Origin of the sequence: Actinoplanes sp. OR16, from assembly GCF_004001265.1 — a bacterium.
Classification (GTDB): domain Bacteria; phylum Actinomycetota; class Actinomycetes; order Mycobacteriales; family Micromonosporaceae; genus Actinoplanes.
Genome location: NZ_AP019371.1, coordinates 1,906,380 through 1,929,820, shown reverse-complemented (window position 1 = coordinate 1,929,820; position 23,441 = coordinate 1,906,380). Strand labels below are relative to the sequence as shown.

At 70.0% G+C, this 23,441-nt stretch carries 22 protein-coding genes; 15 read left to right on the top strand and 7 right to left on the bottom strand.

The features are described from left to right. Positions 1 to 79 precede the first annotated feature (79 nt). On the top strand, positions 80 to 1,816 hold the full coding sequence (locus tag EP757_RS08945) for a hypothetical protein (protein WP_127543805.1): 1,737 nt from the start codon (positions 80 to 82) through the stop codon (positions 1,814 to 1,816). A 1-nt stretch (position 1,817) separates the two neighbouring features. Here the strand turns inward: EP757_RS08945 and EP757_RS08940 are convergent, their stop codons facing one another. Both EP757_RS08940 and EP757_RS08935 read right to left on the bottom strand, forming a co-directional pair. Next, a complete protein-coding gene (locus tag EP757_RS08940; protein WP_127554145.1) occupies positions 1,818 to 2,942 on the bottom strand; it encodes an NADH-quinone oxidoreductase subunit D in 1,125 nt (374 codons plus the stop codon). 62 nt (positions 2,943 to 3,004) lie between these two features. Then, positions 3,005 to 3,961: an SAM-dependent methyltransferase gene (locus EP757_RS08935; RefSeq protein WP_127554144.1), complete on the bottom strand. Its 957-nt coding sequence runs from the start codon at positions 3,959 to 3,961 to the stop codon at positions 3,005 to 3,007. Positions 3,962 to 4,181: 220 nt separating this feature from the next. Here EP757_RS08935 and EP757_RS08930 point away from each other — a divergent pair, with 220 nt between their 5' ends. The 10 genes from EP757_RS08930 (at position 4,182) to EP757_RS08885 (ending at position 15,802) form a co-directional block, all read left to right on the top strand. Next, positions 4,182 to 5,156 carry a Rossmann-like and DUF2520 domain-containing protein gene (locus tag EP757_RS08930; RefSeq protein ID WP_127543803.1) on the top strand — a complete coding sequence of 325 codons (975 nt, stop codon included), beginning with the start codon at positions 4,182 to 4,184 and terminating at the stop codon, positions 5,154 to 5,156. Then, positions 5,153 to 5,986: a pantoate--beta-alanine ligase gene (panC, locus tag EP757_RS08925; RefSeq protein ID WP_127543801.1), complete on the top strand. Its 834-nt coding sequence runs from the start codon at positions 5,153 to 5,155 to the stop codon at positions 5,984 to 5,986. Before EP757_RS08930 ends, panC begins: the two co-directional genes overlap by 4 nt. Next, a complete protein-coding gene (gene panD, locus EP757_RS08920; RefSeq protein ID WP_127543800.1) occupies positions 5,987 to 6,415 on the top strand; it encodes an aspartate 1-decarboxylase in 429 nt (142 codons plus the stop codon). Between the two features lie 142 nt (positions 6,416 to 6,557). After that, entirely contained in the window at positions 6,558 to 7,439 is an 882-nt protein-coding gene (locus EP757_RS08915) for a septum formation family protein (protein ID WP_232050426.1), read from the top strand. Positions 7,440 to 7,501: 62 nt separating this feature from the next. After that, on the top strand, positions 7,502 to 9,187 hold the full coding sequence (locus EP757_RS08910) for an L-aspartate oxidase (RefSeq protein ID WP_127543796.1): 1,686 nt from the start codon (positions 7,502 to 7,504) through the stop codon (positions 9,185 to 9,187). Beyond that, complete coding sequence (gene nadC, locus EP757_RS08905) at positions 9,184 to 10,041, top strand: carboxylating nicotinate-nucleotide diphosphorylase (RefSeq protein WP_127543794.1); 858 nt, start codon at positions 9,184 to 9,186, stop codon at positions 10,039 to 10,041. Before EP757_RS08910 ends, nadC begins: the two co-directional genes overlap by 4 nt. A gap of 52 nt (positions 10,042 to 10,093) precedes the next feature. Further along, positions 10,094 to 10,852, top strand: a complete 759-nt coding sequence (locus tag EP757_RS08900; RefSeq protein ID WP_127543792.1) for a type III pantothenate kinase — start codon at positions 10,094 to 10,096, stop codon at positions 10,850 to 10,852. A 58-nt stretch (positions 10,853 to 10,910) separates the two neighbouring features. Further along, positions 10,911 to 12,419 (top strand): lysine--tRNA ligase, encoded by a 1,509-nt coding sequence (gene lysS, locus EP757_RS08895; RefSeq protein ID WP_127543790.1) that lies wholly within the window; start codon positions 10,911 to 10,913, stop codon positions 12,417 to 12,419. Positions 12,420 to 12,522: 103 nt separating this feature from the next. Continuing rightward, a complete protein-coding gene (locus tag EP757_RS08890) occupies positions 12,523 to 12,879 on the top strand; it encodes an Lsr2 family protein (RefSeq protein ID WP_127543788.1) in 357 nt (118 codons plus the stop codon). A gap of 400 nt (positions 12,880 to 13,279) precedes the next feature. Continuing rightward, positions 13,280 to 15,802, top strand: a complete 2,523-nt coding sequence (locus tag EP757_RS08885) for an ATP-dependent Clp protease ATP-binding subunit (RefSeq protein WP_127543786.1) — start codon at positions 13,280 to 13,282, stop codon at positions 15,800 to 15,802. 147 nt (positions 15,803 to 15,949) lie between these two features. Here EP757_RS08885 and EP757_RS08880 read toward each other — a convergent pair whose 3' ends face one another. Together EP757_RS08880 and EP757_RS08875 are read right to left on the bottom strand one after the other, a co-directional pair. Continuing rightward, positions 15,950 to 16,558 carry a DUF4291 domain-containing protein gene (locus EP757_RS08880; RefSeq protein ID WP_127543784.1) on the bottom strand — a complete coding sequence of 203 codons (609 nt, stop codon included), beginning with the start codon at positions 16,556 to 16,558 and terminating at the stop codon, positions 15,950 to 15,952. A 62-nt stretch (positions 16,559 to 16,620) separates the two neighbouring features. Beyond that, positions 16,621 to 17,517 carry an A/G-specific adenine glycosylase gene (locus EP757_RS08875; protein WP_127543782.1) on the bottom strand — a complete coding sequence of 299 codons (897 nt, stop codon included), beginning with the start codon at positions 17,515 to 17,517 and terminating at the stop codon, positions 16,621 to 16,623. A 20-nt stretch (positions 17,518 to 17,537) separates the two neighbouring features. Between EP757_RS08875 and EP757_RS08870 the strand changes: the two genes are divergently transcribed. The 4 genes from EP757_RS08870 to EP757_RS08855 all read left to right on the top strand — a co-directional run bounded on the left by EP757_RS08870 (position 17,538) and on the right by EP757_RS08855 (position 19,892). After that, positions 17,538 to 18,038, top strand: a complete 501-nt coding sequence (locus EP757_RS08870) for a glycine cleavage system protein R (protein ID WP_127543780.1) — start codon at positions 17,538 to 17,540, stop codon at positions 18,036 to 18,038. Further along, positions 18,035 to 18,538: a peptide deformylase gene (gene def / locus EP757_RS08865; RefSeq protein ID WP_127543779.1), complete on the top strand. Its 504-nt coding sequence runs from the start codon at positions 18,035 to 18,037 to the stop codon at positions 18,536 to 18,538. The genes EP757_RS08870 and def overlap by 4 nt, the downstream gene beginning before the upstream one ends. An 81-nt stretch (positions 18,539 to 18,619) precedes the next feature. Next, complete coding sequence (locus tag EP757_RS08860; RefSeq protein WP_127543777.1) at positions 18,620 to 19,375, top strand: adhesin; 756 nt, start codon at positions 18,620 to 18,622, stop codon at positions 19,373 to 19,375. A 7-nt stretch (positions 19,376 to 19,382) separates the two neighbouring features. Further along, positions 19,383 to 19,892 carry a 2'-5' RNA ligase family protein gene (locus EP757_RS08855; RefSeq protein ID WP_127543775.1) on the top strand — a complete coding sequence of 170 codons (510 nt, stop codon included), beginning with the start codon at positions 19,383 to 19,385 and terminating at the stop codon, positions 19,890 to 19,892. Positions 19,893 to 19,980: 88 nt separating this feature from the next. Here the strand turns inward: EP757_RS08855 and disA are convergent, their stop codons facing one another. The 3 genes from disA to EP757_RS08840 form a co-directional block, all read right to left on the bottom strand. Next, a complete protein-coding gene (gene disA / locus EP757_RS08850) occupies positions 19,981 to 21,153 on the bottom strand; it encodes a DNA integrity scanning diadenylate cyclase DisA (RefSeq protein ID WP_127543773.1) in 1,173 nt (390 codons plus the stop codon). An 83-nt stretch (positions 21,154 to 21,236) separates the two neighbouring features. Beyond that, complete coding sequence (gene radA, locus EP757_RS08845) at positions 21,237 to 22,661, bottom strand: DNA repair protein RadA (RefSeq protein ID WP_127543771.1); 1,425 nt, start codon at positions 22,659 to 22,661, stop codon at positions 21,237 to 21,239. A gap of 35 nt (positions 22,662 to 22,696) precedes the next feature. Continuing rightward, the gene (locus EP757_RS08840; RefSeq protein WP_127543768.1) at positions 22,697 to 23,383 is read right to left on the bottom strand and encodes a hypothetical protein; all 687 of its coding nucleotides are present in this window, start codon (positions 23,381 to 23,383) and stop codon (positions 22,697 to 22,699) included. Positions 23,384 to 23,441 lie beyond the last annotated feature (58 nt).

Sequence of the window (23,441 nt, the reverse complement as noted above, 5' to 3'; positions counted from 1 at the left end):
TCGGTGATGGTGGGTCATCTGTGCCGTTCGGGTGCTCGGCCGTTTCGTCCGGGACGCACTCTCGGTAACATCTGCCCCCATGCCGGAACGCGACTCCCAAGCGGGACACAGCGCGAAGCTACTCCGCGGCCTCCTCTGGGGCGGAGTGGTCCTCGCACCGCTGGCAGCCGCCGTCGTGCTGATCGGCGGAGGCTCCACCTCGGTCCGGTTCGCGGTGCTGCTGCTCGCCGTCAGCGTGGTGCTGATCGGCGCGTCGATGCTGATCCGCGCGGATCCGGTGCTGCTCAGGATGGATGTGGAGGATCGCGTCGCCGAAGAGGTCGACAACCTCCGCAAGCAGTTGAGGGCCGAGTTCGCGAACAGTGCCGCCGCCCCGCCGGCGCCGGACGCCGCCCGGCCACCACTGCCTGTGCGCGTACCAGGCGGCCGCGCGCAGTCTGACTACTCTCCGCAGTCGGGCTATGACAACTCCGGTTACGACGCCGAGCCCGCTCCTCAGGTCTACGGGAACGGGCAGGGCTACGAGTCGTACGAGTCCTATGACGGTCATCCCTATGACGGTCAGGGGTATGAGCAGGGCCAGGGCTACGAGTACGACGACGGCCAGGGCGGTTATCAGGACGGGTACGACCAGCCTGAGTACGCCACGCCCGCCCCTCCCGCAGCCTCGCCCGGCCGCGCATCGGCCTCGGTGCCGCCGGGCCCGCCGCAGGGTTCCGCCGCGGTCGTGCGCTCAGCCGCGGTTCCCGCAGGCCCGTCGCTGGGTGTTCCGCTGAACGGCAATCCCATGAACGGCGTTCCTATGAACGGCCCGGCGATGGGTGGGGCTGCCGTTGGAGGCGCTGCCGTTGGTGGAGCCGCGGTTGCTGGGCCCGGCATGAACGGGACCTCGGGAGCCGACATCCCTATGAACGGCGTCCCTATGAACGGCGTTCCCATGAACGGCGCACCGATGGGCGGCCCGAACACCATGCCACCCGGTCCGGTCCCGCGCCCCCGAGCCGCGGCAGCCGTCCCGCCGCCCGGTTCCGGTACGCCGAGCGCCCCCGGCGGCAACCGCGCTTCCGCTTCTGTGTCGCCCGGGCCGTCGCGAGCATCCGCCTCGGTGCCGTCCGGGCCGATGACCTCCGGGCCCGTCTCCTCGGGACCGATCCACTCCGGACCCATTCACTCCGGACCGATTAACCCCGGACCGATCCATCCCGGGGCCGTTCATTCCGGGGCCGTTCATTCCGGACCTGTTCACTCGGGACCCGTTCATGCCGGGCCGATCCAGTCGGGACCGATTCACTCCGGGCCGATTCACTCCGGACCGATCCAGGCGAGGGCGGGTCAGGCCGGGCCCATTCCTCAGTCCGGCGCGCCTCGGGCGTCGGCCTCCGTCCGGCCCGGCACGCAATACGGCGGACGCCCGGACGCGCCGGCCGGTGACTTCGACCAATACGCCGGTCGCCAGGACGCCCCAGTCGGTGACTTCGATCAGTACGCCGGTCGCCAGGACGCCCCCGTCGACGACTTCGACCAATATGCCGGTCGCCAGGACGCGCCGGCCGGTGACTTCGACTATGCCGGCGGCAACGAATACGGCGGCGGCGAATACGGGAACGGCGCCGAATACGGCTACGACGACCAGGGGTATCCGGACTACCAGGAACAGAACGGCTACCAGGACTACCAGGACCAGGGCTACCAGGATTACCAGGAGGAGCCGTCCGGGGAGTACAAAGCCCGCCGCCACCGCCCCTCAGCGAACGACACCAACGTCGGGTCGCTCGACGATTTCGCCGGCTACCAGGGATATCAGCGAGACCGGTGACCTATTTGTCGATATCCCCGACCACGAAGAACATCGAGCCGAGGATCGCGATCAGGTCCGGCACCAGGCAGCCCGGGATGAGCGTCGACAGCGCCTGCACATTGGCGTAGGAGGCGGTCCTCAGCTTGAGCCGCCACGGCGTCTTCTCGCCACGGGACACCAGGTAATAGCCGTTGACGCCGAGCGGGTTCTCGGTCCACGCGTAGGTGTGGCCTTCGGGCGCCTTGACCACCTTGGGCAGTCGCACGTTCACCGGCCCGCCGATCCGCTCGACCCGGTCGAGGCACTGGTCGACCAGGTCGAGGGAGGCGTGTACCTGGTCGAGCAGCACTTCGAAGCGGGCGTGGCAGTCGCCGGTCTCCCGCGTGACGACCGGGAATTCCAGCTGGTCGTAGAAGAGGTAGGGCTCGTCCCGGCGTACATCGAAATCAAGACCGCTCGCTCGGGCGACCGGACCGGAGGCTCCGAAGGCGGCGGCGTCAGCCGCGGAGAGCACGCCGACGCCGACCGTGCGCGCCAGGAAGATGTCGTTCTTGCGGATGACCCGGTCGAGGTCGGGCATCCGCCGCCGGACCGCGCCGACCGCCTCCCGTGCCCGCCTGGTCCAGCCCGCCGGGATCTCCTCCTTGAGGCCGCCGACCCGGTTGAACATGTAGTGGATGCGGCCGCCGGAGACCTCCTCCATGACCGCCTGCAGCGTCTCCCGCTCACGGAAGGCGTAGAACATCGGCGTGATCGCGCCGATCTCCAGCGGGTAGGAGCCGAGGAACATCAGGTGGTTGAGCACCCGGTTCAGCTCGGCGAGCGCCATCCGCAGCCAGGTGGCGCGTTCCGGGACCTCGATGCCCATGAGCCGTTCGACGGCGAGGACGACACCGAGTTCGTTCGAGAACGCGGAGAGCCAGTCGTGCCGGTTCGCCAGCATGATGATCTGCCGGTAGTCGCGCACCTCGAAGAGTTTCTCGGCGCCGCGGTGCATGTATCCGACGATCGGCTCGCACTCGACGACGCGTTCGCCGTCCAGTTTGAGCTTGAGCCGGAGCACGCCGTGCGTCGACGGGTGCTGCGGGCCGATGTTGAGGACCATGTCGGCGGTGTCGAGGCCCGCTCCGGTCCCGACGATCATTTCCTGGAGAGGATCGCCGTCAGTCCGATCTCGGGTGGTGGGCGGGGTGGTCGGATTGGCGCTCACGGCGTCATCGTGTCACGAATGCTGACGTCTATCTCGTGCCACAGCCACCAGTGCGCGCCCAGCCCGTCCGGATCGATCAGCTCGGCGGCGCTTCCGGCGGCGGCGAGCGCACGCAGATAGGCCGCCGGGTCGGTCCGGGCCAGATCCAGCGGTGGCCGGGCGCCGTCGATCCCGAGCGCCCGGAGCGCCTTGCGCTGACTGATCATCTTGTACGGGTGACCGGCCGCCGTTGCGGCGGAGTCCACCGCGACATGGGCGGTCACGTCACAGCTGCCGTCCGGGACCGGTGTCACCTGGCGGCCTTCGCGATAGCCGGTGAGGGTTCCGAGTGGTGGCCGCTCGGCGCGCCGATGTCCGTAGTCGACACAGAGGGCAGCGCCCCGGCGTACCGAGGAGACCGCCTCCGCCCAGGCGGCGTCCCGCGGCCAGCCGATCTCGATCCGGCCCGGTCCCGGCCACCAGCGGCGCAGCCAGAACCGGTCGGCGGCGTCGGCCGGCCCGCCGAGCGTCTCCACGCCGGTGTGCCGGTCGACGAGGACTTTGCGCAGCTCGCCGTCCTCGTCGGTCTCGACCACATCGATCGGCACGTTGTCCAGCCACTCGGTGGCGACCAGGAGCCCGGTGATGTCCGCCGGGATCTCGCGGCGCCAGGAGATCCGCGGGTCGAGGCCGGGCGGGCGGGGCGCGAGTTCGACGGCGACCGGGCGTACGCGCTCCCGCAGGCCGCCCGGGAGCATCGGGAGCAGGGTGGTGAGCAGCTCACCGCGGCCGGCGCCGACGTCGACCAGGTCGAACGCCGCCGGTCCGCCCAGGCCGTCGTCGACCCGCTCGATCAGCCTCGCCATCGCGCCGGCGAAGAGGGGTGAGGCGTGCACGCTGGTCCGGAAGTGCCGGGCCGGCCCGGCGTGGTCGCGCACGAAGAATCCGTCGCTGCCGTAGAGCGCCGCCCGCATCGCCAGCCGCCACCCGATCCCCGCCACGAGCCCACCCTAGGCCGCACCCGGCTGAGCGGCGGAACTGTGTTCCGGCCCGATTTGTCGCTCGCTTGTACAGCCGGTGTGAGAGCTGCCGAAAGGGGCGGTGCGGTTTGCCACAGGTGGTTGTCACGGGCTTGTTAATTCGGGGCATACTTCTCGCACGACCGGTACCCCGACTCGAGGACTGGATCCACAGATGAACGCTTTGACAGTCGGCGTCGTAGGCGCCGGCCGGGTGGGCGCCGTGCTCGGTGCGGCCCTGGCCTCGGCCGGTCACCGCGTGGTCGCCGCCGCGGCCGTCTCCGCCGCCTCCCGTGAACGCGCTGCCCGCCTGCTGCCGGATGCCGCGATCCTGCCCGCCGACGACGTGGCCCGGGCCGCCGACGATCTGCTGCTGCTGGCCGTTCCGGACGACAACCTGGCCGCCGTGGTCGCCGGGCTGAACCGGACCGGCGCCCTGCGCCCCGGTCAGGTCGTGGCGCACACGTCAGGTGCTCACGGACTCGCCGTTCTGGGCGATGTGAACGGCATGGCCCTGCACCCCGCGATGACCTTCACCGGCGCCGATACCGACCTGGATCGGCTGCCCGGCATCGCCTGGGGGGTGACGACGCGCGACCGGGTGTTCGCCACCCGGCTGGTGGCCGACCTGGGCGGCGTGCCGGAGTGGGTGGCCGAGGACGCCCGTCCGCTCTACCACGCGGCGCTGGCACACGGGGCGAATCACCTGGTCACGCTCGTGAACGAGGCCGCCGATCTGCTGCGCGGCGCCGGTGTCGGGCAGCCCGGCCGGGTGCTGACGCCGCTGCTGACCGCGGCCCTCGACAACGCCCTGCGGATGGGTGACGCCGCCCTGACCGGCCCGGTCTCCCGTGGCGACGCCGGCACCGTGGCGAAACACCTGAGCCGGATCCCGGCCGAGTCGGTACCGGCCTACCTGGCGATGGCCCGCCGCACCGCCGACCGTGCCATCGCCTCCGGCCGCCTCCGCCCGCACGACGCGGATGCGCTGCTCGCCGTCCTGGCCGCCGCGGACGACGGCCGGTCCACGGGATCTTCCAAGATCGCGGAGAGGGGCCCCGTGGGGAGCAGCGCCGCAGTGGGGAGCAGTGCCGCAGTGGGGAGCAGTGCCGCAGTGGGGAGCAGCGCCACGGTGGGGAGTCAGGCATGACCGCGCTTGTGCACACCCGCGCTGAGCTCGCCGCCGAACTGGACAAGGCGCCGGGTGAGATCGCCGTGGTGATGACCATGGGCGCGCTGCACGAGGGGCACCGGCAGCTCATGCGGGTGGCGCGGAAGCGTTCGGCGTTCGTGGTCGTGACGATCTTCGTCAACCCGTTGCAGTTCGGGCCGAACGAGGACTTCGAGAAGTACCCGCGGACGCTCGACGACGACCTGGAAGCCTGCCGGGCCGAGGGCGTGACCGTCGTGTTCGCGCCGAGCCGGGACGACGTCTACCCGGGCGGCGCGCCGTCGATCACGATGAACCCGGGGCCGCTCGGCGAGATCCTCGAGGGCGCGAGCCGTCCCGGCCACTTCTCCGGCATGCTCACCGTGGTCCAGAAACTGCTGATGCTGACCCGTGCCGACGTCGCCTATTTCGGTGAGAAGGACTACCAGCAACTCGCCCTGATCCGGCGGATGGCCGGTGACCTCGAGTTGGGTGTCGAGATCACGGGAGTTCCGACCGTACGGGAGAAGGATGGCCTGGCCCTCTCCAGCCGCAACCGCTATCTCTCGCCCGACCAGCGCCTGGCCGCGCTGGCGCTCTCCCGCGCCTTGCGCGAGGGCGCCGCGCAGAGCGACCCCGAGGTGGTTCTGGCCGCGGCGGGCAAGATCTTGGAGGAGGAGCCGGGGGTACGGGTGGACTACCTCGCTCTGACCGGCTCTGATCTCGGTCCGGCGCCGGAGTCCGGAGACGCCCGGTTGCTGGTCGCGGCCCGAGTCGGGAGCACCCGGCTGATCGACAACGTTCCTCTGACGCTCCGGAAGGACGCCTGAATGCTCCGCACCATGCTGAAGTCGAAGATCCACCGGGCCACGGTGACCCAGGCCGACCTGCACTACGTCGGCTCGGTGACGATCGACGAGGACCTGCTCGACGCGGCCGACCTGATTCCCGGCGAGCAGGTGGCGATCGTCGACGTGACGAACGGCGCGCGCCTGGAGACCTACGTGATCCCCGGCGAGCGGGGCAGCGGCGTGATCGGCATCAACGGCGCGGCCGCGCACCTGGTGCACCCCGGCGACCTGGTCATCCTGATCTCCTACGGGCAGATGTCGACGGCCGAGGCCCGTGACTACGAGCCGCGGATCGTGCACGTGGACGCGTCCAACAGGATCATCGAGCTGGGCGCCGACCCTGCCGAAGCGGTTCCGGGGATGGCCGGCGACCTGGTCAGGGGTGATCTGACGCTGGCTCGCGGCTGAGCGTGAGTTCCCGTTTCCCGGTTTCACTGCCGATATCCGTACAGATCGTCATACGATCGCTAAATCGGACACCGGCGGCGGATGTGGGAGGCGGGTCATGCGGCACCGGCGGCGTAGCCGACGCAGGACCGGGGTGGCCGCCATGGGAGTGGCGGTGCTGCTCGCCGCCGGTTGCGGCGGGAGCGGCGACATCGACGGCGACCTCACGAACAACTGGGGTGCGATGGCCGCGGCCACGAGCTTCCAGCCGGTCGCCGAGACCTGTCATCTGTCGAATTTCGCCGTCTCCGGTCCGCGGGCGACGTACGAAGAGGTGGATTGCACGGTCCTGCACCGCACCGAGACCGTCTTCGTCGGCGAGTACACCGGAACGGCGGCCGAGACCGAGGCGCCACCGGAGGGGTCGTCGGCGGGCGGCAAGGACGCGTACCGGGTCTGCGACGACAAGACCACCGAGTACGTGGGCGGCCCGTGGCGCGACGCGCGGCTCTGGATCGGCGTGACGAACCCGTCGCCGGCGGCCTGGGGCGGTGGTTCCCGCTGGTTCCGCTGCGAGGTGGTGGAACTCGACTCGATCGAGGACGACGGCGCTCTCGTGCAGCGCGCCGGCACCCTCCGCGGCGCGCTCAACAGCGCGTCGTCCGGCCTGGAGCTGGGCTGCTACGCGATCGGGCTGAGCTCCTCCGGCGCGATCGGCACGATGCCGGCCACCGACTGCGGGCAGAAGCACAACGCCGAGTTCGTCGGGGTGTGGAACGCACCGGACAGCGCGTCGTACCCGAAGGCCGACTCCGACTGGGACGAATTCCACGACGGCTGCCGGACGCTCGTGGCGACGTTCGCGGCCGTCCCGAACGACGCCGACCTGCGGTATCGGACCGGCGTGGTCTCGCTGCCCGGCAACACCGAGGTGTGGGCGCAGGGCGATCACAACGTCCGCTGCTACCTCTGGCTCGACGGCGCGAAGCTGATCGGCTCGCTCAAGGGCAAGGGGACGAAGGCACTACCCGTCCAGTACAAGTAACCGTGACCACTGAAGGTGCCCCCGCCGCGACTCATCCGAGCGGGCGGAGTGTACTGGGACACATGTCACCTCTCGCGGATCTACCGGCGCTGCCTCGCCGGCTTGCCGCTGCCGAACCGGGCTGGACCGAGACCACCGACGTCGTGGTGGTCGGTTCCGGGATCGCCGGCCTGACCGCCGCCCTGCACCTGCGCGAGCAGGGCCTGCACGTCACGGTCGTGACGAAGGTGAACATCGACGACGGCTCGACGCGGTGGGCGCAGGGCGGGATCGCCGCCGTGCTGGACCCGCTGGACACGCCGCAGGCCCACGCGTACGACACCGAGATCGCCGGCGTCGGCCTCTGCGACCCGCAGGCCGTGCGGGTGCTGGTCGAGGAGGGCCCGGCCCGGATCCGGGAGCTGATCCGCCGGGGCGCCGAGTTCGACCGCAACCCGGACGGCTCGCTCATGCTGACCCGCGAGGGCGGTCACCGCGCCGACCGGATCGTGCACGCCGGCGGCGACGCCACCGGCGCCGAGGTGCAGCGCGCCCTGCACGAGGCGGTGCACCGGGACCCGTGGATCCGCCTGGTCGAGCACGCGCTCGTGCTGGACCTGCTGCGTGACGCCGCCGGCCGGGCCTGCGGGCTCACCCTGCACGTGCTCGGCGAGGGCAGCGAGGACGGCGTCGGGGCGATCCTGGCCCGCGCGGTGGTGCTGGCCACCGGCGGGATGGGGCAGATCTACTCGTCCACCACGAACCCGTCGGTCTCCACCGGCGACGGCGTGGCGCTCGCGCTGCGGGCCGGCGCCGAGGTCACCGACGTCGAGTTCGTGCAGTTCCACCCGACGTCGTTCGTCTCGGGCGAGGTGAACCCGTCGCGGGGTGACGTCGGTTCTCCGCCGCGGGTGAGCCCAGCCCAGCGCCCGCTGATCTCGGAGGCGTTGCGCGGCGAGGGCGCGTACCTGGTCGACGAGTCCGGCGAGCGGTTCATGGTGGGTCAGCACGAGCTGGCCGAGCTGGCGCCCCGGGACGTGGTCGCCAAGGGCATCTACCGGGTGCTGCGGGCCACCGGGGCGGACCACGTCTACCTGGACGCGCGGCACCTCGGCAAGGATTTCCTGGAGCACCGGTTCCCGACCATCATGGCGTCCACCCGGGCCGCCGGCGTGGACCCGGCCACCGAGCTGATCCCGGTCGCCCCGGCCGCGCACTACGCCTCCGGCGGCGTCCGCACCGACCTGGCCGGCCGCACCAGCATCCCCGGCCTGTACGCCTGCGGCGAGGTGGCCTGCACCGGCGTGCACGGCGCCAACCGGCTGGCCAGCAACTCCCTGCTGGAAGGCCTGGTCTTCGCCAAGCGGATCGCCGACGACATCGCCCGCGAGCTGCCCGAGCAGTCCGAACCGGTTCCCGCCGCCGCCGGGCCGTCCTGGGTCGCCGACCCGGCGATCCGCAGCGAGCTGCAGCGGGCCATGACCCGGGGCGCCGGCGTGCTGCGCTCGGCCGACTCGCTGGCCGGCGCCGCGAAGGAGCTGAGCCGGCTGGCCGACCAGCGGTCCCGGCCGAACACCGCGGCGTGGGAGGCGACGAACCTGCTCACCATCGCGTCGGTGCTGGTCGCGAACGCGCAGTCGCGCCGGGAGACCCGTGGCTGCCACTGGCGTGAGGACTTCCCGACCGCTGCCGACGAGTGGCGCGGCCACCTGCTCGACGCCGTCGGACCGGACGGACACCTGACCCAGAAGTTCGAGGAGATGGCGTGAGCAACCCTGGTATCGACCTTGCGGAGCTGCAGCGGATCGTCCTGACCGCGCTCGGCGAGGACCTCGGCGACCCGCCGCGCGACGTCACGAGCGAGGCCACCATCCCCGCGGATCAGGTGGACACCGCGGAGCTGGTCGCCCGCGCCGACGGCGTGGTCGCGGGCCTGCTGGTGGCCGCCGAGGTCTTCGCCGTCACCTCGCAGGGCCACGCCACGTTCGAGCAGGTCGCGAACGACGGTGATCGGGTACGCCGGGGCGACGTGCTGGCCCGGATCACCGGGCCGACGCGCTCGCTGCTGACGGCCGAGCGCACCGCGCTGAACCTGATCAGCCGGATGTCCGGGGTCGCCACCCACACCCGCAAGTGGGCCGACCGGCTGGAGGGCACCAAGGCGACGGTGCTCGACACCCGCAAGACCACCCCGGGCCTGCGCGTCCTGGAGAAGTACGCGGTGCGGGTCGGCGGCGGCACGAACAAGCGGATGGGCCTGTACGACGTCGCCATGATCAAGGACAACCACAAGCTGGCGGCCGGCAGCATCACCGCCGCCTACCAGTCGGTGCGGCAGACGTTCCCGGACGTGGCGGTGCAGGTGGAGGTGACCACGCTGGCCGAGGCACAGGAGGCGGTCGCCGCCGGCGCCACCTTCCTGCTCTGCGACAACATGCGTCCCGAGCTGCTCACCGAGGTCGTCGCGGCGGTCGGTGAGCAGGCCGAACTGGAGGCGACCGGGAACCTGACCCTGGAGACGGCGTCCGCCTACGCGGCGACCGGGGTGGACTACCTGTCGGTCGGCGGGCTCACCCACTCGTCGCCGATCCTGGACATCGCCCTGGACCTGCGTACGCGGTGAAGTTCTCACCCCGTACAAATAAGGGTCTTGATTTTGATTCTTAGGGGCCATCGTGCTGCTTTGCATTGACATCGGTAACACCAACACCGTGCTGGCCACCTTCGACGGTGACAAGCTGGTGCACAACTGGCGGATCAAGACCGATGCCGCGTCGACCGCCGACGAGCTGGGCCTGATGTTCCGCGGGCTGCTCGCCGGCGACGCCGTGGAGATCACCGGCGTGGCCGCCTGCTCGACCGTGCCGGCCGCGCTGCGCAACCTGCGCACCATGCTGAAGCGGTACTACGGCGAGGTGCCCAGTGTGGTCGTCGAGCCGGGCGTGAAGACCGGCGTGCAGCTGGCGATCGACAACCCGAAGGAGGTCGGCTCCGACCGGGTGGTCAACACGCTCGCCGCGCACGCCCTCTACGGCGGCCCGTCGATCGTCGTGGACTTCGGCACCACCACCAACTTCGACCTGATCAGCGCGAAGGGCGAGTTCCTCGGTGGCGCGTTCGCGCCCGGCATCGAGATCTCGTTCGACGCGCTCGCGGCCCGTGCCGCGCAGCTGCGCAAGGTCGAGCCGACCAAGCCGCGATCGGTGATCGGCAAGAACACCGTGGAGTGCCTGCAGGCCGGCCTCTACTTCGGCTTCGCCGGTCAGGTCGACCGGATCGTCGAGCGGATGATCGAGGAGATCGGCCCGGTCAAGGCCGTGATCGCCACCGGAGGGCTGGCCTGGCTGGTCAAGGACGAGTGCCGGACGATCACCGCGCACGAGCCGATGATCACGCTGATCGGGCTGCGGATGGTATATGAGCGGAACGTCTGAGGGCCGCTGAGTACGCTTTGGCGAGTCTTTAATCAGCAATCCAGCAGGAAGTCGAGCCGTGACCGAGCAGAACACGCCAGCAGTCGACCCCGCCGAGGACCTTCCCGAGCAGATGCGGGTCCGCCGGGCGAAGCGGGACCGCCTGCTGGCCGAAGGCGTGCCGCCGTACCCGGTGACCGTTCCCCGGACCGCCGAGCTGGCGGACGTCCGCGCGAAGTACGCCGATCTGCCGACCGACACCGCCAGCGGTGACAAGGTCTCGATCACCGGCCGGGTGATCTTCGTGCGCAACGGCGGCAAGCTCTGCTTCGCCACCCTGCGCGCCGGCGACGGCACCGAGCTGCAGGCGATGCTCTCGCTGGACAAGGTCGGCGCCGACGCGCTGGACCTCTGGAAGCGTGCCGTCGACCTCGGCGACCTGGTCGGGGTGACCGGTGAAGTGATCACCAGCCGCCGGGGTGAGCTTTCCGTTCTCGCCGATTCCTGGTCGATGAGCGCCAAGGCTCTGCGCCCGCTTCCGGTCGCGCACAAGCCGCTTTCCGAGGAGACCCGGGTTCGGCAGCGCTATGTCGATCTCATCGTCCGGCCGCAGGCGCGGGACGTCGTTCGTACTCGTGCCACGGTGGTCCGCAGCCTGCGCGAATCGCTGTTCGCCCGTAATTTCCTCGAGGTCGAAACGCCGATGTTGCAGTTGCTCCACGGCGGTGCGGCAGCCCGTCCGTTTGTGACGCACAGCAACGCACTCGATACCGATCTTTATCTGCGGATCGCTCCGGAACTGTTTTTGAAGCGCGCCGTCGTCGGTGGCATCGAGCGGGTCTTCGAGATCAACCGTAACTTCCGGAATGAGGGCATGGACTCCACGCACTCTCCGGAGTTCGCCATGCTCGAGGCGTATCAGGCGTATGCCGACTACGACGTGATGCAGCAGCAGGTGCGTCAGTGGATTCAGGAGGCTGCGGTCGCCGTCTCCGGTTCGCACGTGGTGACCCACGCCGATGGCACCGAGCTCGACCTGGGCGGCGAGTGGGCCGAGATCACGCTGTTCGGTGCGATCTCCGAGGCGCTCGGCGAGGAGGTCACCATCGGCACCGGCCTGGAGACCCTCCGGGCGTACGCGGAGAAGGTGGAGCTCGGCGTGGACCCCAAGTGGAGCGCCGGCAAGCTCGCCGAGGAACTGTTCGAGCACCTGGTGCAGCACAAGCTCCAGGCGCCGACGTTCGTCCGGGACTACCCGGAGGAGACCGCGCCGCTCACCGCACCGCACCGGGCCACTCCCGGCCTGACCGAGAAGTGGGACCTCTACGTCGGCGGATTCGAGCTGGCCACGGCGTACTCCGAGCTCGTTGACCCGGTCATCCAGCGGGAACGACTGGTCGCGCAGTCGCTGCTCGCGGCCGGTGGCGACGCCGAGGCGATGCAGCTGGACGAGGATTTCCTCCGGGCCATGGAGTACGGAATGCCGCCGTCCGGTGGCATGGGAATGGGAATCGACAGGCTGTTGATGGCTCTCACCGGCCTTGGCATTCGGGAAACGATCCTCTTCCCCCTGGTTCGGCCGGAGTAACCCCCGGCATTTATTGCCCCCGCCATTGACGGCCGATACGCCCCTGGCGTTATTGTCTTCCCATTGCTGGGGAGAGAACCTGTGTTCGGGAGGATAACGGCGCGTGGCCAAGCAGATCATTCACAAGCTGGTCGATGACCTCGACAACGGTGACGCCGACGAGACCGTGAAGTTTGCGCTCGACGGCATTCAGTATGAGATCGACCTCTCGGAGAAGAACGCCGCTAAATTGCGGGAGGTCTTCGAGCCCTACCTGAAAGCCGGCAACCGCGTCGCCCGTGGCGGCGTGGTGGTGGGCGGCCGGGCCGCCCGCGGCCGTGGCGGCGCGACCGCCGACCGCGAGCAGAACAAGGCGATCCGCGAGTGGGCCAAGAAGGCGGGGAAGGACATCTCCGACCGGGGCCGGATCCCGCAGGAGATCGTTGACGAGTTCCACGCGAAAGGCCCCGGTCGGGCCTAGCGGCCCGACCGGGGCTGCCTCTCGCCTCCGCCTTCGGCTTCGGCTCCGCCTGTGGCTGGGCTCCGGTCGTGCCGGGGCTTCCCGGTTGAAGAGGGCGCGCTGATCATCGCGATCAGCGCGCCCTCTCGGCGTTCTGTCCCCAAGTTATCCACAGGCAGGTGGCTAGTTGTCCACAGCCTGTGGACGGCGGGGATTTCGCTGTCCGCGTACACGTTCGGGTGGGGGAACAGCCGTTGAGCGTGCGAAGTTGGCTAAAACAACGTCGCGGATCGTTTCGAAGGGTCACGAGGACCCAGCGGAGCGCGTCAGCGGCGATAGAGTTACAGCACGGGCATCACCGATGCCCAGTGCGCTGGCCCCGCCAGTTCATGGGCGCACGGCACGTGAGGAGCACGAGGGCATGTTCGAGCGGTTCACCGACCGAGCGCGACGGGTTGTCGTCCTGGCCCAAGAAGAGGCCCGGATGCTCAACCACAACTACATCGGAACCGAACACATCCTGCTCGGTCTGATCCACGAGGGTGAGGGCGTTGCCGCGAAGGCTCTGGAGAGCCTCGGCATCTCACTCGAGGGCGTCCGTCAGCAGGTTGAAGAGATCATCGGCCAGGGTCAGCAGGCGCCGAGCGGGCACATCCCGTTCACGCCGCGGGCCAAGAAGGTTCTGGAGCTGTCGCTGCGCGAGGCGCTTCAGCTCGGCCACAACTACATCGGCACCGAGCACATCCTGCTCGGCCTGATCCGCGAGGGCGAGGGCGTCGCCGCCCAGGTGCTGGTCAAGCTCGGCGCCGACCTCAACCGGGTCCGCCAGCAGGTCATCCAGCTGCTCTCCGGCTACCAGGGCAAGGAGCCGGCCGCCGCCGGCGCCGCGACCGGTGAGGCCGCGCCGTCCACTTCGCTGGTTCTGGACCAGTTCGGCCGCAACCTGACGCAGGCCGCCCGCGAGGGCAAGCTCGACCCGGTCATCGGCCGGGAGAAGGAAATCGAGCGGGTCATGCAGGTGCTGTCGCGCCGGACCAAGAACAACCCGGTGCTGATCGGCGAGCCCGGTGTCGGCAAGACCGCCGTCGTCGAGGGCCTGTCCCAGTCCATCGTCAAGGGCGAGGTGCCCGAGACGCTGAAGGACAAGCAGCTCTACACGCTGGACCTCGGTGCTCTCGTGGCCGGCTCCCGCTACCGCGGTGACTTCGAGGAGCGCCTCAAGAAGGTTCTCAAGGAGATCCGCACCCGCGGCGACATCATCCTGTTCATCGACGAGATCCACACCCTGGTGGGCGCCGGCGCCGCCGAGGGCGCGATCGACGCCGCATCGATCCTCAAGCCGATGCTGGCGCGCGGTGAGCTCCAGACCATCGGTGCGACCACGCTGGACGAGTACCGCAAGCACCTGGAGAAGGACGCGGCCCTCGAGCGCCGTTTCCAGCCCATCCAGGTCGGCGAGCCGTCGCTGGCGCACACCATCGAGATCCTCAAGGGCCTCCGGGACCGTTACGAGGCGCACCACCGGATCAGCATCACGGACGCGGCCCTGGTCGCGGCCGCGACGCTCGCCGACCGGTACATCTCGGATCGCTTCCTGCCGGACAAGGCGATCGACCTGATCGACGAGGCCGGCGCACGGATGCGCATCCGCCGGATGACCGCGCCGCCGGACCTCCGCGACTTCGACGAGCGCATCGCCCAGGTGCGGCGTGACAAGGAGTCCGCGATCGACGCGCAGGACTTCGAGCGGGCCGCCCAGCTGCGCGACAAGGAGAAGACCCTTCTCAACCAGAAGGCGCAGCGGGAGAAGGAGTGGAAGGCCGGCGACCTCGACGTCGTGTCCGAGGTCGACGACGAGCAGATCGCCGAGGTCCTGGGCAACTGGACCGGCATCCCGGTCTACAAGCTGACCGAGGAGGAGACCTCGCGGCTCCTGCGCATGGAGGACGAGCTGCACAAGCGCGTCATCGGCCAGGAAGACGCGGTCCAGGCGGTCTCCAAGGCGATCCGGCGGACCCGTGCCGGTCTGAAGGACCCGAAGCGCCCCTCCGGCTCGTTCATCTTCGCCGGCCCGTCCGGCGTCGGTAAGACCGAGCTCTCGAAGGCGCTCGCCGAGTTCCTCTTCGGCTCCGAGGACGCGCTGATCCAGCTCGACATGTCCGAGTTCCACGACCGCTACACGGTGTCCCGTCTCGTCGGTGCCCCTCCCGGTTACGTCGGCTACGACGAGGGCGGCCAGCTGACCGAGAAGGTGCGCCGCAAGCCGTTCTCCGTGGTCCTCTTCGACGAGATCGAGAAGGCTCACCCGGACGTCTTCAACACGCTGCTGCAGATCCTGGAGGACGGTCGCCTGACCGACGGCCAGGGCCGGATCGTCGACTTCAAGAACACGGTCATCATCCTCACCACCAACCTCGGCACGCGTGACGTGGCGAAGGCGGTGTCGCTCGGCTTCCAGGCCTCCGAGGCCGAGGAGTCCTCCTACGAGCGGATGAAGATCAAGGTCAACGACGAGCTGAAGCAGCACTTCCGCCCGGAGTTCCTGAACCGTATCGACGACACCATCGTCTTCCACCAGCTGCGGGAGAAGGAGATCCTGCAGATCGTGGACATCTTCACGGCTCGCATCGAGGGCCAGCTGAAGAACAAGGACATGGGTCTCGAGCTGACCGACAACGCGAAGAAGTACCTCGCTGCCAAGGGCTTCGACCCGGTCCTCGGCGCCCGGCCGCTGCGCCGGACCATCCAGCGCGAGCTGGAGGACACGCTGTCCGAGCAGATCCTCTTCAACGAGCTGCGCCCCGGCCAGATCGTCGTGGTGGACTGCGAGGGCGACCCGTCGCAGGTCGAGAAGTCCAAGCTGGTGTTCCGCGGCGCTGACCGCGGAGTGTCGGTGCCGGACGCCGTGCCGGCCGACCTCGGGGCTGCTACCACCGAGGAGTAATCGCTTCATGAACGGCCCGGTCGCCTCCGTGGTGGCCGGGCCGTTTGCTTTGCGCGTGCTGGGACGGTTCTGGGCGGGGGATGGCCCACTCCGGGCGGTCAGGCTTGATCCCTGCGTGGGCCATCCCCCGCCCAGAACCTTGCATGGTCACGCTGGGCGGGGGCGGGCCGGCGGGCTTGCGGCGATGCGGGTCATGAGCTCGGGTGGCAGGGGATACGGGGTTTCCTGGGGCAGGAGGGTTGCTGCCTTCGCGTCGTCGCCTGTGGTCAGCAGGGCTCGGATTTGGTGGGCCAGTGGGGTGGCGTCTCGGATCTCGGTGATCCAGTCGTTCGTGTAGTGGGGGACTGCCTGCGGGCCCAGGCCCAGTTGCAGGGAGCGGTCGGGGAGTTCGCGCAGTCGCAGGTCGCGTTCCGGGTCCCACTGGACTCTTGTCGGCGCCGCTTTCAGGGCTGCCTGCCAGGTCGCACGGGAATCGTGGACTCGGTGGTCGTAGCTGCTCAGGGCCGCCTGCTCGAGCGCCCATGAGAAACCGGCACGGGTGATGCTGATGGACAGGACGCGCTCCTGGCCGGGCTTGGTGGCCCAGCCCGAGCGGTACATCATCCAGAGGAACGACGGCTTGATCCAGGTCATGCGGTCCGGTTTGAACGGCGGCACGAAACGGCCGGCCCTCAACGCGGGGCCGGCGATGGCCGGGGAGTAGGCCTGGTAGACGGTGATCGTGTGGTCGTCGAATCGGGCTCTTACTTGTCGCACGGTTCACCATCGTGGCCGAGCCGCCGGGCGAACGCGACGGATAAAGCGACCGGGCGGAGGTACTAAAGCTGCTGGGCCTCCGTGCGGGAAGCGTCGCCCGGCAGGACGAAATCGTCCGGGCCGAAGCGCTCGACCAGACCGTCGTCGACCAGGCCGGCCAGGGCTCGGGTGCGTTGGATCTCGTCGGACCAGACCAGGTCGAGGCGCCGGCGGGGTACGGGACCGGTCGCGTGCCGCAGCACCTCGAGGATGAGGCCGCGGACCTGGCGGTCGGTGCCGGCGTAACGCTGGGGCTTGCGGCTCGGGCCCTCGGGCAGGGGCGCGCCGGTCGCCCGCCAGGCGCAGACCTTCTCGAACGGGCAATCCACGCATTTCGGCGAGCGAGCGGTACAGATGATCGCGCCCAGCTCCATGAACGCGATGCTCGCCCGCGCGGCCGTCGGCACGTCGGCGGGGAGCAGCTCCTCCATGGCGACCAGGTCGGCGGCGGTCGTGGCCGGTCCCGCGTCCGGCTTGCCCTCGACGGCTCGGCAGACCACCCGGCGCACGTTGGTGTCCACGACCGGATGACGCTGGCCGTACGCGAACGTCGCGACCGCGCGGGCGGTGTAGGTGCCGACGCCCGGCAGCGCCAGCAGCTGATCGAGATCGTCCGGCACCCGGCCGCCGTGGCGCTCCACGATCGCCTCGGCGCAGGCGTGCAGGCGCATGGCGCGGCGGGGGTATCCGAGCCGGCCCCACATGCGGATCGCCTCGGAGGCGGGGTCGGCGGCGAGGGCTGCGGGGGTGGGCCATCGGGTCATCCAGGAACGCCAGGCCGGCTCGACCCGGACCACCGGGGTCTGCTGGAGCATCACCTCGCTGACCAGCACACCCCATGGGGTGGTATCCGGCTGGCGCCAGGGAAGATCTCGGGCATTCGTGTCGTACCAGGCGATGGCTGCGTCGGCGAGAGTCATAGCCGTTTTACTGTAGGCGGGTGCCTGAACTAGCCATCACCGTCATCGGCCCCGACCGGACCGGCATCATCGCCGACGTGACCGAGGCGCTCGCCGGTGTCGGCGCGAATCTGACCGATTCGACGATGACTCGTCTTCGCGGGCATTTCGCGATGACGCTGGTTTGTTCGGGGCCGTCAGCCGCGGCCGTCTCGGCGGTGCTGAACTTTCCCGGGTTGGTAACCACCGTGGGGGAAATCTCCGATGAATCGGACTCTCGCCCGGCCGGCGAGCCCTATCTCGTCAGCGTGCACGGCGCCGACCGGCTCGGCATCGTCGCGGCCGTGACCCGGGTCGTCGCCGCAGCCGGCGGCAACATCACCGACCTGACGACGCGGCTCACCGGTCCGCTCTACGTGCTCGTCGCCGAGGTGGACCTGCCGCCCGGCGCCGCCGACGTGCTCGCCGCGCAGCTCGCCGTCGCCGGGGCCGAACTGGGAGTCGACGTGACGCTGCGGCGCGCCGAGTCGGAGCTGCTGTGAGCGTGCTGCCCGTCGTCACCGCGCCGGCGAGCGTGCTCAGCAGCGCCGCCGAGGAGGTGGATCCGACCGATCCGGCGACGGTCCGGCTGGCCGAGGATCTCGTCGAGACGATGCGGGTTTCACCCGGATGTGTCGGGCTTGCCGCGCCGCAGGTGGGCATCCCCGCCCAGGTCTTCTGCGTCGACGTGACCGGCCACCCGAAAGCGGCCACGACGCACGGCACGTTCGTCCTCTGCAACGCCAAGATCGTCGAGGCGAGCCGGTGGCGACTCGGCCGGGAAGGCTGCATGTCGGTGCCGTCGCTGACCGGCGACGTGAAGCGCGCCACCCGCATCGTCGTCGAGGCCCTGATCCCCGGTACGGGTGAACCCGTCACGATCACGACCGACGCGTTCGAGGCGCGGGCGTTGCAACACGAGATCGACCACTGTGGAGGCAAGATCTTCTTGGATCGGGTCTCCGGGGCGCACGCCGTCTACCAGCGCAAGGTTTATCTCTAACGACAGTTTCGCGAGTTGGTGTCGCATAACCGGCGCGTCGCGCGCGTGCCGATGGTCAGGCGGGTCTACCGTTGGCGCATCATGCGTGCGACGGTTGGTCCCCTCTCACCCGGCGTCTACTGGCGACGGCGTGCTGTCGTGCTGGGCGCGGTGCTGCTCGGCGTCATCGTGCTGTTCATGTCCTGCTCCGGCGAGGACGACAGTGACCCGAAGACCAAGAACGCGTCGTCGCAGTACCCGACGCCGGCCCCGGAGACGGGTTCGCCGTCGCCGACGCCCTCCTTCCTGGACAGCGCCGGGCCCGGTGCGGGTCCCGCGCTGCCCGACCCGGCCGACCTGCTGACCACGGACCCGGTCGACCCGGCCGAGCAGCTGCTGCCGACCACCACGCCACCCGCTGCCGCCGCCACGACGGCTGCCGTCCCGGCCGGCGGCGACGGCGGCGCCTGTGCCGATGCCGAGATGTCGGTGACGCCCATCCCGACCCAGACGACGGTCAAGCGCGGCGTGCCACTCGAGATCCGATTGAAGATCAAGAACATCGGTACGCGGACGTGCACGCGCGATGTGGGCGCCGAGCCGCAGGAGCTGTACCTGGGTCAGGGTGCCACCACGATCTGGTCCTCGGACAAGTGCAGCACCGCCACCGGCAGCGACATCCGGGCGTTCGCACCCGGCGCCGAACGCGAGTACCAGGTGACCTGGAACGGCAAGCAGTCCACCCAGTGCGCGAACAACCTGCCGTCCGGCCCGGTGCCGCCCGCCGGCGACTACGAGCTGCGCGGCCGCCTCGGCGAGCTGATCAGCGCGCCGGCGAGCGTGAAGATCGTCGCCTGATCCGTTCGTGGTCGCTGCTCTCGAGCTCTATCTGGACGTCGACGCCACCCGGCGGATCCGCACACTGTGGCGTGCCCTCGAAGACGACGGCATCCCCAGCCTCGGCTCCCTGCACGCCCGGCACCGGCCGCACGTATCCCTCGCGGCCGCCCATCGCATCGACCCGCAAGCGGTGGCCGCGGCCCTCGCCGGCATACCCGTCGGCCAGGATCTCTCGCTGCGGATGGACTTCGTCGGCCAGTTCGTGGGTCGCGTGCTCTGGCTCGGCGTGACCGTCACCGATCCACTCCTCGCCCACCATCGCGTCGTCCACTCGCGGCTCAGCGAACGGGGAATCGACGTCTGGGAGCAGTACCGGCCCGGCCGGTGGGTGCCGCACTGCACCGTCTCGCTGCGAGTCCCGAACCCGGTCATGGGCCAGGCCGTACGCCGCTGCCTGGAAATGCTCCCGCTCTCGGCGACGGTCGTCGGCGCAGCGGTGGCAGACCACGCCAACGATGTCTTCCAGCCGTTGTAGATACGCTCAGTGACGACCGGCGGGCATCGTGCGCGACCATCAACCCGATTTTTCACCGTCGGAGTGCCGGTGAGAGTGAGCTACTTCACTAAACGTATCGCTCGAGGATCGACGCCTCGGCGAGGCGCGACAGCCCCTCCCGCACCCCGCGAGCGCGGGCGTCCCCGACCCCCTCGACGGCCTGCAGATCTTCCACAGTCGCTCCGAGCAGGCGCTGCAGGCTGCCGAAATGGTCGACCAGCCGGTCGACGATCTGGGCGGGCAGGCGCGGAACCTTGGCGAGCAGGCGGAAGCCACGCGGCGACACGGCGGCGTCGAGAGCGTCGGACGCGCCCGGGTAGCCGATCGCTTTCGCCACGGCGACCAGGTCGATCATCTCGGTGGCGGTGAGGAGGTCGAGTTCGACGAGGGCCTCGTCGAGGGTGCGAGCTTTGCGGCCGGACGGCAGGTAGTCGCGGATGACCAGGGTGCGGTCGGCATCGACACCGGCCATGAGCTCGTCGAGCTGCAGGGCCAGGAGGCGGCCGTCGGTGCCGAGCTCGACCACGTATCCGGAGATCTCGTCGGCGATGCGCCTGACCATTTCGAGACGCTGAACCACGGCGACGGCGTCCCGCACGGTCACCAGGTCTTCGATCTCCAGGGCGGAGAGGGTGCCGGAGACCTCGTCGAGGCGGAGCTTGTAGCGCTCCAGCGTGGCGAGCGCCTGGTTGGCCCGGGACAGGATCGCCGCCGAGTCGTCGAGGACGTGGCGCTGCCCGTTCACATAGAGGCCGATGATGTGCATCGACTGGCTCACCGAGATGACCGGGAAGCCGGTCTGCTTGGCGACCCGCTCGGCGGTGCGGTGGCGGGTGCCGGACTCCTCGGAGTGGATCGAGGGGTCGGGCATCAGGTGCACGGCGGCCCGGACGATGCGGGTGCCGTCGCTGGACATCACGACAGCGCCGTCCATCTTGCACAGCTCGCGCAGGCGGGTCGCGGAGAACTCCACATCGAGCGGGAAACCGCCGGTGCAGATGGTCTCGACGACCGAGTCGTAGCCCAGCACGATCAGCGCGCCGGTGCGCCCCCGCAGGATGCGCTCGAGGCCGTCGCGCAGGGCGGTGCCGGGCGCCATCAGGGCCAGGTTGGCGCGCAGCGGATCGCTGGCGCCACCAGTGAGGCCGGGGCCGACCGCCGGCGTCATCGCACGACCGTTGACGCCGGGACGCGGCGTTGAACTGGCGGCGGGCTTGGAACCATCGCGGTCGAGCGGCACCTGGACATTCTACGGACTGTCATCCAGGCCAACGAGGCGTGGTTCGATGAATGCTCCGTAGCGTGATGAATCGTCACTGTCGGTCACCGTGAGCCGTGTGCGGCGGCTGCTTTGGCGGCGCTCTGCAACGCCGAGCGGAGATCGCCGACCTCGACCACCTGCATGCTCTTCGGCACGCCGTTCGTCTCCTCGGGGCCGCAGCCCGGCGGGACCAGCGCGACCCTGAAGCCGAGCCGGGCCGCCTCGGCGAGCCGCCGGCCGACCGCGCCGACCCGGCGGATCTCACCGGTCAGGCCGACCTCGCCGATCGCCACCAGGGTCGGCGGCATCGCCAGATCGAGGCCGCCGGACGCCACGGCGAGCGCCATCGCCAGGTCGGCCGACGGCTCGGTGAGCCGGATGCCGCCGACGGTGGCCGCGAAGACCTCACGGTTGGAGAGTTTGAGCTGCTTGGTGCGGCGCTCCAGGACGGCGAGGACCATCGCGAGACGAGCGCCGTCGAGACCCGAGACGGTCCGCCGGGGCGACCCCTGCACCTCCGCCCCGATCAGCGCCTGCACCTCCGTGACGAGCGCGCGGCGGCCCTCCATCGCGACGGTGACGCACGTGCCGGGAACGGGTTCGAGGTATCGCGTGAGGAACAGGCCGGACGGGTCGGGCAGGCTCGTGATGCCACCCTCGTGCATCTCGAAGCAGCCCACCTCGTCGGCGGCGCCGAACCGGTTCTTCACGCCGCGGACCAGACGCAACGACGAGTGCTTGTCGCCCTCGAAGTGCAGGACCACGTCGACCAGGTGCTCCAGGACGCGGGGGCCGGCGACCTGCCCGTCCTTCGTCACGTGGCCGACCAGCACCGTCGCGATGCCGCGCTCCTTCGCGATCGAGACGAGGGCCGCCGTCACGGCGCGGACCTGGGTCACGCCGCCGGGCACACCCTCGGTGCCGGGGGCGGAGACGGTCTGCACCGAGTCGAGCACGAGCAGGCCGGGTTTCACGGCGTCGAGGTGGCCGATCACGGTGCCCAGATCGTTTTCGGCGGCGAGGTAGAGGTGGTCGTGCAGCGCGCCCAGCCGCTCGGCGCGGAGGCGGACCTGGCTCACCGACTCCTCGCCGCTGACCACGAGCGACGGTGTGCCGGCGCCGGCCGCCCACTGCTGGGCCACGTCGAGCAGGAGCGTCGACTTGCCCACACCGGGCTCGCCGGCGAGCAGCACCACGGCGCCGGGCACCAGGCCGCCACCGAGGACCCGGTCGAGCTCGCCGACGCCTGTCGGAACGGCACGAGCCGGCGCGGCGCTGATCTGGGCGATCGGCCGGGCCGGCTCGGACGGCATGCGGGAACTGACGACCCGGCCGGAGACCAGGGGCGCGGAGACTGTGGACTCGATGATCGAGCCCCACTCGCCGCACTCCGGACACTTGCCGACCCACTTGGGTGGCTGGTGGCCGCAGGCGTCACAGACGTAGGAGGCGCGAGGAGCCTTGGCGGCCGCGCGGGAGGTCGTCACCTGGCAAAGCTAGCCCAGGGGTACGACAACTCCGCTCAGTGCTCTTCGTCCTCGTCCAGGTGGGGCTCCTCGCGCGGTCCGGGGGACAGCGGGGTCGCGACCGGGGCCTGGACCTCCATCGTCGGCGAACCGTCGCTGAACTCGAAGACCAGGTTGACCGAGGTGCCCGGCGGGAGCTTCTCGCTCAGGCCGATGACCTGCAGCTGAGCGGCATCGGTCGGCCGGAACAGAGCGGAGCCCTGCGCGCCGATCTTGAACTGCGCGGGCGCGACGTCGACGGCCGGGCCGGACGGCTCGGCGACCGGCGCCGAAGGCTCGACCTCGGCCGACGCCTCAGAAGAAGGAGCCGCGGCAGAAGAGGACGCCACCGGGGAAGGAGAAGCCGCCGAGACGACGCCCACCTGGCTGGCCGAGACGACCTCGGCCTGCTCGGTCGGCTTGGTGCTGATCGAGACGGTGATCTCGTTGTCGGTCTGGTTGTAGAGGCTCAGCTCGAGCGGCGCGTTCGACCCCGCCGCGTAGCCCTCGACACCCGGGTACTCCACCTGCAGGTTGCGGATGTAGACGCTCCCGCTGACGGTCTGCGTGTCGACACCGCCGATGGGCGTGTCCAGCATGGCGGTTTCGGCGACCTGACCGGCCGAGCACCCGGCCAGTGCCAGGACAGCGACCGTGGCGGCACCCGCGGCCCGAACGGCGCGACGGGTTCCCAGGGGACGCATCACGATCCTCCAAATAGAGACACCAAGGTGTTAGATCAGCCTAATGGGCGGCGATCGG